The sequence below is a fragment of the Acinetobacter sp. UBA3461 genome (assembly GCF_002381195.1).
Taxonomy (GTDB): Bacteria; Pseudomonadota; Gammaproteobacteria; order Pseudomonadales; family Moraxellaceae; genus Acinetobacter; species Acinetobacter schindleri.
Genome location: NZ_DFRO01000027.1, coordinates 241,514 through 254,515, shown reverse-complemented (window position 1 = coordinate 254,515; position 13,002 = coordinate 241,514). Strand labels below are relative to the sequence as shown.

At 42.9% G+C, this 13,002-nt stretch carries 12 protein-coding genes; 4 read left to right on the top strand and 8 right to left on the bottom strand.

Annotated features, from left to right (window positions below; genetic code table 11):
- Entirely contained in the window at window positions 1-630 is a 630-nt protein-coding gene (purN, locus tag B3D47_RS08610) for a phosphoribosylglycinamide formyltransferase (RefSeq protein ID WP_286861394.1), read from the top strand.
- A 56-nt stretch (window positions 631-686) separates the two neighbouring features.
- On the opposite strand, the gene B3D47_RS08605 is transcribed toward purN, so the two are convergent.
- Together B3D47_RS08605 and sppA are read right to left on the bottom strand one after the other, a co-directional pair.
- A complete protein-coding gene (locus B3D47_RS08605; RefSeq protein ID WP_286861391.1) occupies window positions 687-1,493 on the bottom strand; it encodes an alpha/beta fold hydrolase in 807 nt (268 codons plus the stop codon).
- Entirely contained in the window at window positions 1,490-2,512 is a 1,023-nt protein-coding gene (gene sppA / locus B3D47_RS08600) for a signal peptide peptidase SppA (protein WP_286861389.1), read from the bottom strand. The genes B3D47_RS08605 and sppA overlap by 4 nt, the downstream gene beginning before the upstream one ends.
- A gap of 128 nt (window positions 2,513-2,640) precedes the next feature.
- Between sppA and B3D47_RS08595 the strand changes: the two genes are divergently transcribed.
- The gene (locus tag B3D47_RS08595) at window positions 2,641-3,651 is read left to right on the top strand and encodes a lysophospholipid acyltransferase family protein (RefSeq protein WP_180184688.1); all 1,011 of its coding nucleotides are present in this window, start codon (window positions 2,641-2,643) and stop codon (window positions 3,649-3,651) included.
- On the opposite strand, the gene B3D47_RS08590 is transcribed toward B3D47_RS08595, so the two are convergent.
- The 3 genes from B3D47_RS08590 to B3D47_RS08580 form a co-directional block, all read right to left on the bottom strand.
- Complete coding sequence (locus B3D47_RS08590; RefSeq protein WP_286861385.1) at window positions 3,638-6,091, bottom strand: DNA internalization-related competence protein ComEC/Rec2; 2,454 nt, start codon at window positions 6,089-6,091, stop codon at window positions 3,638-3,640. The genes B3D47_RS08595 and B3D47_RS08590 overlap by 14 nt on opposite strands.
- A 96-nt stretch (window positions 6,092-6,187) precedes the next feature.
- Window positions 6,188-6,871 carry a lipoprotein-releasing ABC transporter ATP-binding protein LolD gene (lolD, locus tag B3D47_RS08585; protein WP_004815072.1) on the bottom strand — a complete coding sequence of 228 codons (684 nt, stop codon included), beginning with the start codon at window positions 6,869-6,871 and terminating at the stop codon, window positions 6,188-6,190.
- A complete protein-coding gene (locus B3D47_RS08580; RefSeq protein ID WP_004815071.1) occupies window positions 6,864-8,099 on the bottom strand; it encodes a lipoprotein-releasing ABC transporter permease subunit in 1,236 nt (411 codons plus the stop codon). Before B3D47_RS08580 ends, lolD begins: the two co-directional genes overlap by 8 nt.
- Before the next feature lie 26 nt (window positions 8,100-8,125).
- Between B3D47_RS08580 and B3D47_RS08575 the strand changes: the two genes are divergently transcribed.
- The gene (locus B3D47_RS08575) at window positions 8,126-8,692 is read left to right on the top strand and encodes a PilZ domain-containing protein (RefSeq protein WP_004815068.1); all 567 of its coding nucleotides are present in this window, start codon (window positions 8,126-8,128) and stop codon (window positions 8,690-8,692) included.
- Between the two features lie 10 nt (window positions 8,693-8,702).
- On the opposite strand, the gene B3D47_RS08570 is transcribed toward B3D47_RS08575, so the two are convergent.
- Both B3D47_RS08570 and B3D47_RS08565 read right to left on the bottom strand, forming a co-directional pair.
- The gene (locus B3D47_RS08570; protein ID WP_286861359.1) at window positions 8,703-9,605 is read right to left on the bottom strand and encodes a DMT family transporter; all 903 of its coding nucleotides are present in this window, start codon (window positions 9,603-9,605) and stop codon (window positions 8,703-8,705) included.
- A gap of 15 nt (window positions 9,606-9,620) precedes the next feature.
- Window positions 9,621-10,124, bottom strand: a complete 504-nt coding sequence (locus B3D47_RS08565) for a YaiI/YqxD family protein (RefSeq protein WP_034424949.1) — start codon at window positions 10,122-10,124, stop codon at window positions 9,621-9,623.
- Between the two features lie 229 nt (window positions 10,125-10,353).
- Between B3D47_RS08565 and B3D47_RS08560 the strand changes: the two genes are divergently transcribed.
- Window positions 10,354-11,283 carry a hypothetical protein gene (locus B3D47_RS08560; protein WP_004815058.1) on the top strand — a complete coding sequence of 310 codons (930 nt, stop codon included), beginning with the start codon at window positions 10,354-10,356 and terminating at the stop codon, window positions 11,281-11,283.
- Between the two features lie 606 nt (window positions 11,284-11,889).
- Here the strand turns inward: B3D47_RS08560 and serC are convergent.
- Window positions 11,890-12,972 carry a 3-phosphoserine/phosphohydroxythreonine transaminase gene (serC, locus tag B3D47_RS08555; protein ID WP_004892133.1) on the bottom strand — a complete coding sequence of 361 codons (1,083 nt, stop codon included), beginning with the start codon at window positions 12,970-12,972 and terminating at the stop codon, window positions 11,890-11,892.
- Window positions 12,973-13,002: the final 30 nt, after the last annotated feature.

The window sequence follows — 13,002 nt, the reverse complement described above, 5'->3', positions numbered from 1 at the left end:
ATGATTAAAATTGCTGTTCTTGTTTCAGGCAGTGGGTCTAACCTGCAAGCCCTGATTGATGCCAATCTGTCAGGGCAAATTGTCGGCGTAATTTCCAACAAGCCTGAAGCTTATGCTTTAGCGCGTGCGCAAAAAGCTGGAATTCAGACTGCAGTCATTGAACACAAGCAGTATCCGAATCGTGAAGCTTTTGATGATGTGATGCATCAACAACTGTTAGATTGGGATGTGGATTTAGTAGTACTGGCAGGCTTTATGCGAATTTTAAGTGAAAAATTTGTTAAAGCCTGGGAAGGTAAAATGGTGAACATCCATCCTTCTCTCTTGCCGAATTACAAAGGTATGCACACGCATCAACGGGTGCTGAATACTGGGGATACCCTGCACGGCTGTACCGTACATTATGTAACCGCTGAATTGGATGCCGGTCAGGCCTTGGCTCAAGGTATTTTAAAAGTATCTCATCAAGATACGACACATTCTTTAGCTCAGCGCGTTCATGTACTGGAACATCTGATTTACCCGCAAGTGGTGGAGTGGATCTGTACAGGTACCATTCAGCATACTGCTACTGGCGTGATGTATCGCGGTCAGTTGATGCAGGAACCGGTTCAATTCTGCAAACTCTAAAGAATACACTGCATAAAAAAACGCATCCCCGGATGCGTTTTTTTATGCTTCACTTTTTACTTTAAAGACTGCTCTGCGATGAGCTGCTTGATCAGACCAACGACTTCATACGGTCTTTCTAAAGGAAACATATGTCCACCCGGTGTTACCGTAAAGGGAATACCAAATTTCTTCTGGACCAATCTTGGAAACTGTCTTTTATGAAACAGGCTTTCATCACCTACAACAAGATGCATCGGCAGTTTGACCTTTGCTTGCGGTAACCACCATAAGGATGGATTGGTACGAAAGATATTCACTTCGTCCATTTTGGGAATGGTCAGCTCAACCCCACCCCGCACTGGGTCATCTTTCAAGGCATGATCAATATAGGCTTGAAAACACTCCTGATCAAAATCTTTATAAAAGCCCTTTGAACGTAGTAATTCTGCTGCCTGCTCACGGGATTCCCAATGATCACGACGGCGTAAAGACAAAGCAGCAGGTGACATCGTATCTACAGCCTTTAGCTTGAATACTTTTGCCATATGCAGCATCAATGAAGATGGTCCCATAATCAAAGGTGGATCCAGCATGATCACCTGCTCGAACAGTTCAGGCCGTTGACGAGCAGCCATCATGGTTAAGGCTCCACCTAGCGAATGCCCCAGACCAATCACCTGGCGACCTTGCGCTTGGCGCACGATACTGTCGATCACTTGCTGGGTCAGGCTATTCCAATGATTATCAATCGGATAACGTTTATCTGGGCCCAGCAACGGCACATAGATAATGTCATACTCATCTTTTAGTCCATCAAACAGTTTCTGATAGACACGAGAAGGCACGCCATTGGCGTGCGCAAAATGAATAATTGGCTTCATTGCAGTTTGGTCTGATTTTCAGTACTGAGTTTCTGAGCGACCGAGCTGGCAATACCTTCGCCTAGGGAAGTCCCCATACGGCCCAAGATAGACTCAAATGGGCTGTATTCAACGGTGTAGTTCAGGGCTTTATCAGTTTTCAGCTCACGCTTCAGGGTTTGTAAGCTACCGGTACGGTCAGCAATACCTAATTGTACTGCCTGTTCACCCGTCCAGAACAGACCAGAAAAAATTGCAGGATCAGTTGATTTAAGCTTTGCTCCACGACCTTGTTTCACTGCATTGATAAAGTGAGCATGCACATTATCCAACACACCTTGAACATGGGCTTTCTGTGCAGCATCAACTGGCTGGGTCATCGAAAGTAGTGCCTTATTTTCACCCGAAGTCATGGTACGGTCTTCCACGCCCAGTTTCTGCATCAGGTTACTCACGCCATAGTTCGGCATGATTACGCCAATTGAACCGACCAGACTCGATGGATTGACAATAATTTCATCTGCAGCAGAAGCAATATAATAAGCACCCGAAGCGCCAGTATCACCAATTACAGCATACAGCTTTTTCTGCGGATACTGCTTTTTCAGGTACTGGATTTCCTGCCAGATTTCATCAGATTGCACTGGTGAACCACCTGGAGAATTGATATTCAGAACCACTGCTTTCGCCTGCTTACTTGCATAAGCTTTCTTCAGCGACTTGATGGTGTTGTTACTATTCACACTTTGCTTGTCTGATGCAATCGTGCCAATAATATCAACCACCGCCAGATGCTCATCTGAAGTTTTAGTGGCATCGGTAGATGCTGTACTGCAGCTTTTGCCCATGGCAAGGATAATAAAGAGCAAATAGGCAAACGTCAGGAATTTAAAGAAGATCCCCCAACGACGTGCGCGGCGCTGCTCTTCTACAGAGGCAAGTACCGCTTTTTCAAGCAGTTTCCACTCAGGTCCTGTCGGTTGCTGAGGTTGTGGCGTATTTTGTATTTGATTTTCAGGTTTTGGTGGCCAATCGGACATAAACAATCCAACACATAATTATATTGTGCCCATTATATACACCGATTTGAGTATTTCTGTCTAAACCAGCAGTTTTATCCTATAATAAATTTCAATTATTCCTTCCCATTGCTCTTAATATCAATTCAATGACTGCACAAAGCTCAAAGAATTCAACCTATGGTTTGCTTAAATTCGTCAGCCGACTTCCACTTCCAATTACGAGATTGATGGCAAGCAGTCTTGCGGGCATTGTAAATCTATTGAAGACTTCCAAGACCTCAGAAACAATTCGCTTTAATCTGAAAATTGCACTTCCGGAGCTTTCAGAGCAGCAACGCGAAGAGATTACGCGTGCCTCAATCCGGAATGAATTGATGTCTTATTTTGAGTTTTTTAGTATTTGGGGTTCGAGCAATGAAAGAAATCTTCAACGTGTCCATCATGTAGAAGGACAACATTTACTTGAGGAAGCACTTGCAGCAAATAAAGGGCTGGTACTGATTGTGCCGCATTTTGGTACCTGGGAAATCATGAATGCTTATCTCGCTCAATTTACTCAAATGAGCATCATGTATAAGCCGGTCAAAGATCCTGCCGTGGATGACTTTGTTCGTGAGGCACGGAGTCGTGAGCAGGCCACCTTATTACCCACCGATGAAACAGGCGTTCGTCAGATTTTTAAAGCCTTGAAACAAGGTGGCACGACAGTCATCCTTCCAGACCATACCCCAACTGCAGGCGGTGAATATATTCCTTTTTTTGGTGTACCACTCAGCTCAAGCAACCTCAGCGCCAAACTGATTCAAAAGACCAAGGCAAAATGCCTGTTCCTTTTTGCAATGCGTAATACTGAAGGAGGCTTTGATGTGTTCTTCGAACCCCTCGATGAGCAAATTTATAGCTCTACCCCGAATCAGGGTACCGAGATTATTTTCAAGAAAATGGAAGAATTGATTCATCGTTACCCGGAGCACTACCATTGGAGCTATAAACGCTTTAAAGCGCATGAGTCTCTGGGCGGCACAATTTATCGCATTCCACAGGATGAAGCACTGGCTAAAATTAATGATCTGCGCCAGGCTTATCAGGACGAACAGGCAAAACTTGCAGCAGAAACTTTACAGACTTTAAATACGAATACAGCTATTGAATCTTAAGATCTTCTCTCTGCAACCATCTATATTTTGATCGATAAGATGCAAGATGTATTTGTTTTTCTTTAATAAAAAACTCGATGCTACCGTGCTCTGGCGTACTTAACAGTGGAATATTTAAAGCTTGTAATCGTGCTTGAGTCAATCGACTTGGATGGCCATAACGATTAAATCGCCCAGCAGAAGCAATCGCGATTTTGGGGCGGTAATGCTGTAAAAACTGATAGGCTGAACTGTGCTGACTACCATGATGCCCCAAGATCAACACATCGACTTTTAAATCCGGATAATCTCTTAGTAAATGAAACTCAGTTTGCCAGCCTGTATCGCCCATCAGTAAAAAATGCTGATAAGGCCAGGCACCTTTAACTTGTATATGGATAACACAGGAATTTTCATTTTTATCAGGTTTAAACTGATTAAGTGAGTCTGACCGCGGTGATAACACCTGAAAATAAACCTGTTCATTCCAGTTCCAGGACTGTCCCTGCTGACATAATTTAAATTGAGTGCTTTCATTCAGTTCAGGCTGTTCACTGGCGATAAGCTCTGAAACCTTAAGTTGATCACGGATATGCATATAAGCTCCGCTATGATCCTGATCCAAATGGGTCAATACCAGCTGATCAAGCTTAGATATTCCCTGCACGGATAGAAATGGAAGAATGATCTGTTCACCGACACTAAAACGGTTTTCATCATAATTGCCACCAGTATCTACCATCATGTTATGTTGGCCTTGACGGATAAAGATGCTTTGACCCTGCCCCACATCCAGCACATGCAATTGAAATGGCGAATGATAAAGCGGTATTGCCATGATGGGGACCAGTCCACATGCTGCCCATGACTTAGGTACCGCTCCACGCGGTATAAAAAGAATTACAAGAATAACTACACTCAATATCAGTAGCCATGGTGTCATTGCGACCGGGATCAGTTCAGGTGAAAACAGATGATCCAGTAGATTTAAAAAACCAACTAACATACTAATCATCAGATCGTTCATTTGAAAGATCAGTGCCGCAAATGGTTCCGCAATGAAGAAAAATAGAGCGGCAATAATATCCAGTGGCACAATAAGTAAACCAATCCATGGAATCGCGAACAAATTACTCAATGGTGCGATCCAGGCCAGCTGTTTAAAGAAAATAATCATTAAGGGAAATAACGCGACAAAAATTTTCCACTGAGATTCGACTAAAACTTTTACTGCAAAATATATACGTTGTCCTGGACTTTGGATTACATCTCGTGGTTGTCGCTGTATGGTCTGATAAATTCGCAGCAAGACAAAACAGGCACCATAAGACAACCAGAAAGCTGCGGACAAAATACTAAAAGGATCCAGTAATAGTAATATTGCTGCACTTAAGATCAGTAACTTTAAAGGTTGCACATACTGCCTCAACCAGATACTGGCCGTGATCATCACACAGATCAACAAGGTACGTAGGGCCGGAATTTCAAAACCGACAAAGGCGCAGTACAGCAAGACACAAAGTAAAAAAGGTATACTCAGGTAAAATTGTCTGGGCCATTTCAGATAGAGAGCTGGAAAAAGCCTGGCTGTCAAAAACTGTAGACTCGCACAGAATATCAGTGCAAAAATCACTACATGCGGCCCAGAAATTGCCAGCAGGTGACTCATACCAAAACGGCGAAACTGCTGTTCAATTGCTGGATCCAGTAAACTCTCATCTCCCGTTAGCAGAGCCAACATCAACCCTTTGTTTCGTATTGGCTGTTGGTAAATAAATACTCTTAACTCTAATCGTTTTTGTTCAATCCAAAGAAGTAGCTGGGATCTTAAACTTTGCTGTTGGCGTAAATGCTGGCTAAAACCGAGTGCATAAACTTCTTGCTGGGTTAAAGGCTGAATCTGTTGAATACGAAATCCTGCCATCAGGTTTTGTTCGAGATACCATTTCTCCACATCGAATGCACCGGACGTGGCATAGGCATGTGCCGGTCGTACTTCCCCATTCAGTCGATAATACTGCCCCAGCTGGAGTTGATTTGACATATTAAATGCAGCCTGCACTGGTCCTTCCTGTTTAACAGAACCCAGCCACTGCACTAGCGTCCCATTCGGCTGTAATACCTGTAAGGGTTGCTGAATACTGGCGGTATTTATTTTGTTGAGCCGGGAGATATAAACGATAACTTCTCGCTGCCCAACTTCTTTCTCGATAAATTGCAATCGCTGATCAAGAGCATGATTGGCAAAGCCCTGCCCTAATAAAAAGCTCAGACTTAGGGAAAATGAAATAGAAATAAAACGTAGATAAACATGATGCAGTCTTAAATGGATGACCCGGTAGATAAGCAACCATACCAGCATAATCAGGCAGACTGATCCTGCTGATAACTGGTATTCAGCTTTATTCCACCCCATTGTTGTCAAGCCAAGAATCCAGCCTACACCTAGCCATTGCAGCATGATTTTTCTTTTTATTGTTATTTTATGACGCAATAATAAAGCCCACCGGAGTGAGCTTCAATCAAAGAGGATTATTCCAATATTTTTAGGACAATATCAGTCATTCACCCATAATCCATCCTGCATATGCAGAATACGATCTGCTGACTGAGCCAATTGCTCATCATGGGTTACGATCAGCATGGCCATATTGAACTCCTGACGTAATTCAGTCAGTAGCTCAAATATTTTTACCGCAGTTTTACGATCCAGATTCCCGGTCGGTTCATCGGCCATCATCAGTTTTGGTTTCCCCACTAAGGCACGCGCCATGGCCACACGCTGGCGTTCACCACCAGACAGCTCGCCCGGTTTATGGGTTAAACGATGACTTAAGCCCACACGTTCCAGCAGATATTCAGCTTGTTGTTTTACTTCCTTGAATTTGCTGCCCTTACGTAGCATCAGTGGCATCGCGACATTTTCAAGTGCAGTAAACTCAGGCAGAAGGTGGTGGAACTGATAGACAAAGCCTAAGTGCTCATTACGCACATAACCTCGCTCAGCTTCAGACAGCGTATCAAAACGCTGGCCGTTCACCATCACGTGACCCGAAGTTGGACGATCTAAACCACCGAGCACATGCAGCAAAGTACTTTTGCCTGAACCACTTGAACCAACAATTGAAACAAATTCACCCGCCTGCACCTGCAAAGACAGACCACGGATCACTTCAACTGTAGATTTACCATCGGTAAAAGATTTTTGAATATTCTGGGCATCTAGAATGATATTACTCATAACGCAATGCCTCCGCAGGCTGAATCTTGGCTGCTCGTAGCGCAGGATAGATTGTTGCTACAAAACTTAAGACCAATGACAATACGACAATCAGCACTACATCCTGCCAGCGTAGATAAGACGGCAAGTAATTAATGAAATAAGCATCAAACATATGCAGACCTAAAGTATTGTTCAGCCAGCCCACCAGACTACTAATACTGGTTGCAGCAATAATACCCAGAATTGCGCCGGCACAGGTACCAATTACACCAATGACAGTGCCCTGCACCATGAAGATTTTGGTAATAGTTGCAGGTGAAGCACCTAAGGTACGCAGAATGGCAATATCCGATTTCTTGTCAGTTACCACCATCACCAGAGAGGAGACAATATTAAACGCTGCGACCAAGACAATCAGGAACAGCAGCAAGCTCACCATTGCCTTTTCCATCTGAATGGCACTAAACAGGTTACCGTGAGTATAAGTCCAGTCAGATGCATAGAAGTTTGCTGGCAAATTCATAACAATATCACGTGAAACTTGCGGTGCCAGGAAGATATCATCCAGCTTCATGCGGATCCCCTGTGCACCATCTGGCAGACGCAGCAAAGTTGCCGCATCATTCAGGGCGATATAGCCCATCATTGAATCCACTTCTGCACCAATACTGAATATCCCGACCACATTAAAGCGCTTAAAGCGTGGCACTACACCAGCAGGTGACGGCGTGGCTTCCGGCAATACCAAGGTAATACTGTCGTTTAAACCGACCCCCATTGAGTCTGCCATCTGCTTGCCCAGCACAATTCCGAACTCGCCTTTTTTCAGCTGATCGATACTGCCTTCAACCATATGATTTTGAATGATAGAAACATTCTTTTCATAATCTGGTTCGATTCCTGTGACCATGATCCCGGCAACCTGCCCTTGCGCAGTCAACATTCCCTGTAACTGGGTAAATGGAGCAACACCTTGAACATGTTCATGTTGTTCAATTTTTTTTGCAAGTTCAGGCCAATTTGTTAAAATTTGTGTTGAAGAAACAGTGGCTTGAGGTATCATTCCTAAGACACGATTTTTTAATTCTCGATCAAAACCATTCATTACAGACAGTACTGTAATGAGGACTGCCACACCAAGCGTGAGGCCGATCATAGAGACTAAAGCGATAAAAGAAATAAAGTGGTTACTGCGCCGTGCGCGAGTATATTTCAACCCTATGTACAGCGAGATTGGTTTGAACATAACCATCTAGTCCGAGGTAATAAATTATGGAAAATTTACAGCATCAGCATGGAGTTACTGAAAGACGTGTCATGTCACGCATCGATGCTGCCTTACGAATTAATTATCAGATTATTTCCGATGATGTAGCCTTAAATGATCCTTACGATGCTAATTTCGTATTGCCGCGCTATTTTCTACTACTTGCTGAGTTAGATCAATTTGATCATGCACTCAACTACGAATTAGAACAATTAGCTGAAAAAGATCAACAAATTGCTCGAATCTTATCCTTATTTAACCAAAAATTAAACCTGATCACCGGGTCTTTATACGATTCAATTGTACAGAGCATGTTACCTGTCCCTGAAGATGTGAACTTTTCCGAGTCTGGCTTAAGCTTTTTTAGTAAACATCTCATCAAGGAAGGCACCTATATTCACCTGACCTTAAGCCATCCGGAGAACTTCTTCCATATTGCAGCGACAGCGCAAGTGGTTTATAGCCGTGCCGAAGATAATGGCCAATTCCGCACTGGGGCTTATTTCATTACTCTACATCCACAGGATCGGGCAAAAATTAGCGAATGTGTGAAAGCTTACGAAATTCCATAATCTGACTAAATTATTGCTTTTTATGACGGGCCTGAATGCTCGCCCGAATTTCTTTCAGGAAATATACAACAAGACCAGACAATAAAATTACGACCCCGACCAAAGCAATGAGGGGCAATTTTTCATTATTCAGTAAAGCACCTATCATCAGAGCCAACATCGGTGTCAATACATTGGTGAGCGACAAGGTAGTCGGTTTGATCTTCTGTACTAGTTTAAAATAACAGAACATCGCAATCAGCGAAGCCATTATTACGGCATACCCTAATCCAAATAGACTCTTGGCATGTGGCATGGCAGTAGGTGCGTATTGCCAGATAAAAGGCAGCATACCGATAGAGAAGATTACCGACAAGCCAATTGAGCCTGCTGCCTGTGCCATCGGGTCAATTGGCGCATTAATCTTTTTCACCCAATACATGGACATGCAATAAACCAGCACACCAATCAGCGCAATCACAATCCCGACTGGTTGAATATGCTGATCTGCATCCCCCAGACAAATGATGGAAAGTCCTGTTAAGGCAATTGTCATCCCTAGCAATTGATTGAGAGAAAGATGCATCCCAAACATGAAGCGCCCAATCAGGCCGGAAATCACAGGTGAAAGACCAAACATCAGGGCAATGATACCGGAGCTAAGATAGTCTGTAGACCAATAGGTAAAGGTCTGCGAGCCGATAAAACTGCAGGCCCCTGCCAGATAGCTGTGCAAGGAAACACGATCAAATGGTAACCGGGTTTTAAACAGCCAAAGTAGTCCCAAAGCCAAAGGCAGAGCCAGAAAGAACCGGATTGCCAATGCCCACATTGGATGTAGATCTTCCACACTCCAGACAATTGCCAGTGGTGTGGTGGACCAGATGAAAACCAGTAAGGCATAGGTTACCATCAGGTTACTTTGTTTGGGCATTTGAAAATTTTCTCGTTATTTTGCAGCTGTTTTGCGCTTTTGCTTTTGAATGGTTTGATCGAGCGAACTGGAAAACTCGCGTTTATCACGCTCAGAAATTGGTGGCGGTCCACCAGTTTGTACCCCTGCGCCACGCAGCGTATCCATAAAATCACGTAAATGCAGACGCGCTTTGACATTGGCCGTGGTATAGATTTCACCTCGTGGATGAATGGCAATACCACCTTTTTCAATGACTTGTGCCGCCAGCGGAATATCCTGGGTAATCACGATGTCATGTTCATTCATGCGATCTATAATTTCCTGATCTGCCGCATCGGCACCACTGAGTGCCTGAATCGAGTTAATACGAATTGAAGGAGTGATCCCTACAGGCTGGTTTGCTACAAAGGTCACTTCAAGCTGATAACGGTCTGAAGCGCGAATAATGACATCTTTAAGAATACGGGGTAATGCATCGGCATCTACCCAAAGTTTAAATGGCAACACGCATGGGTCCGGGATAGAAATGAATGTCATCTATTCTAGCAAATGCAGTGCTCATCGTTCCGGTTTTCTTTATACCCTTTTGATATGATCATGTTTGGTACACCCTTTGAACAATTACAACTATGCTGATCTCTAGACTGCGAATAAGAATTGACAAGAATCTGATGGCAATTTAATTTTAAAATTCATCTGATTGACTTGAAAAATCAGAATGACCCTCGATTAACTATAAATAAGCAATCCCAGATCAATTGTGCATATGAAAAATTCAAACAGTCCTGAGATCATCACTATCGATGATCAAAACTTCGGTAGTCATGTTGAACACTGGAATCTCCTTACAGACAATCCAGGTACCGATGTACCGAAGTGGTTAACTCAGGCACTTGATGCCCCGGTCATGCCGATGGGTCTCTGCAAACAAGAATGCGATATGGATGAAAACACCTGGCTGATTCAGGGTCCGAGCAAGGCCACTGTGCAGTTAAGCCAGATCATTGAGGTGGAAAGCAATAAACCCAAAGCAGTCAAAACTGCCTTTCCATGCTTCGACAGTCCTTATAAAGTAAAGGCACAAATTGAACGGATTATCAGCTGCAAGTCCAATACTCAAGCGGTCTTACGCCTGAATCTGGGTCTGAACAATATTGTGTATGCGTTTGACAGTCTGTATAGCGTCAATCATACACAATACGATAAAGATCAAAATTATCTGGTGAATCTGAATGCCTGGGCTTATGAACTCGAGCCTGTAGCGGAACATGAACATCTGATTGTCGATGATCCGGCTTCAATCAAGCACCACCGTGCGCTGAATGATATTCTGGCAGCCAACAATGGCGTTGCACCTGAAAATCTGCAGGAACAGATTGATGCGTGGGAACCTAAATCTGAAGATGATAAAGCTCCGGTTACTGTGGATTTCTCTAAAATGGTGGCTTACCTCTATGGTGAAACCATTGGTCAGGAAGATGAAGCCTGGTTCCAGGGCAATATTGTCGGTAAGACTTCAATGCAATTTATGGATCAGGAATACACACTTTATGATGTCACCCTGATTCATGATGAAGGTCGTCCTGCCACCCTGCTCCGTGTTGCTACGCGCAATCCAGCACATAAAGACTTTAGTATCGGGCAATATATCCGTGGCAATCTATGGATTCAGGCCAACATTTATAGCAAAGCCTAAAAATTTTATATTTTAAATTCAAAAACAGGAGATATTCACATCCGTTGAATATCTCCTGTTTTTTTAAATAAATATTTTCATTGATGATTTTATTGAGCTGGTTATTTTATCCACAACTTACTCTTCTAAATACACTTTATAAATTCACAAATTAATCACTTATCCACAATTTTAAATTCAAATAAATTCATTTTTAAAATAACGAATATTATTTATGATATTGGCAATACCCTGTAAACAGTGACTCTTGCTTTCGCAGGATTAAATAAATAGATTTATTTAATGGATAAAAAAATAATAACTTTATGCAGTTAAATTAAGAATGTACTTTATTTAACCAATTTTTTATGATAAAAAGGCTCATAACAAATAGTAATTAACGATAAATAGATCGGACAATAATATCTATGAAAATCGTACAGGAAGAAAATTTACATCAAGTCGAGCATCATCTTCGCTCGAGCTATGACATTGACATGATGTCATGCTTGTTTTTTGCCTTGGGCATGCTGATCTGCGCCTTTCTACTTCATCTTTTCGTGTTTTAATTTTCAGAATCGGAAGATAAAAAAACCCAGCCTGAGCTGGGTTTTTTGCATGCTGGATTTAAGCATTGCGTTTTGCAAACTCATCCATGAATTTTACCAGTGCCTGAACACCTTCAAGCGGAACCGCATTGTAGATACTTGCACGCATACCACCTACTGAACGGTGACCTGCAAGGTTCAACAGATGATTTTCTTCAGCTTCTTTCAGGAACTGTTTTTCCTGTTCAGGTTTCGCCAAAGTAAATGGCACGTTCATCATTGAACGGTTTTCTTTGGCAATCGGGTTTGCATAGAAATCGCTAGAGTCGATATAACCATACAGCAGTTCAGCTTTTGCGAGGTTAGCTTTATAAATTGCATCTACACCGCCCTGCTCTAACAACCATTCAAATACCAGACCTGACAGGTACCAGGCATAAGTTGATGGAGTGTTCACCATAGAGCCGTTTTTCGCTTGATCTGCATATTTCAGGATGCTTGGAATTTCCGGTTTCGCTTGATCCAATAGATCTTCACGGATAATGACCAGCGTCAGACCAGCAGGACCAATATTCTTTTGTGCACCGGCATAGATCAGGCCAAATTTAGTTACATCGATTGGCGCAGATAGAATACTTGAAGAGAAATCACACACCAATGGCTTGTCAGTTTCAGGAATATGGGCAAATTGCAGGCCACCAATCGTTTCGTTATCTGCGTAGTGCACATAAGCAGCATCATCTGACAGGTTCCAGGTACTTTGCTCAGTAATCGCTAATTTACCATCAGCAGTTTTAGTACCTGCTTCAATGACATTGATGTCGCCATAGCGTTTTGCTTCTTTCAATGCTTTTTCAGACCAGATGCCAGTATGGATATAGTCAGCCTTGTTGTTTTTACCCAACAAGTTCAACGGAATTGCAGAGAACTGTAGCGATGCACCACCCTGTAAGAACAATACTTTATAATTCTCAGGAATGTTCATGAGTTTGCGTAGATCTGCTTCTGCTTTCTCAGCAACCGCGACATAGTCTGCACTACGGTGACTCATTTCCATGATCGAAAGACCCTTGCCCTGCCAGTCGAGCATTTCAGCTTGAGCTTTTTCAAGAACGGCAGTAGGTAATGCAGCAGGACCAGCACAGAAGTTGTACGCGCGCATGATTTTTCCTTTCAGAGTGAAACACAATAA